Source organism: Pseudomonas sp. FSL R10-2964, from assembly GCF_009600035.1.
Taxonomy (GTDB): domain Bacteria; phylum Pseudomonadota; class Gammaproteobacteria; order Pseudomonadales; family Pseudomonadaceae; genus Aquipseudomonas; species Aquipseudomonas bubulae.
The window spans coordinates 1-207 of sequence record NZ_WIWH01000167.1 but is presented as its reverse complement, the minus strand read 5'-3'; the positions used below and the strand labels follow the sequence as shown (position 1 = coordinate 207).

The window sequence follows — 207 nt, the reverse complement described above, 5'->3', positions numbered from 1 at the left end:
GGATAGAGTACTCGGCTACGAACCGAGCGGTCACAGGTTCGAATCCTGTCGAGTGCACCATTTAAGAGTCAATTGCCCAGGCAGTTGACTTTGCTTCAGCCAGCGGTGGTCTGGTTTAACAAACACAACCTGCACTCGTAGCTCAGCTGGATAGAGTACTCGGCTACGAACCGAGCGGTCACAGGTTCGAATCCTGTCGAGTGCACC

Annotated in this window: 1 tRNA gene; it reads left to right on the top strand. The window is 53.6% G+C overall.

Annotated elements, in window-relative coordinates:
• Positions 1 to 131: 131 nt before the first annotated feature.
• A tRNA-Arg gene (locus GHN92_RS23795) sits at positions 132 to 205 on the top strand.
• Positions 206 to 207 lie beyond the last annotated feature (2 nt).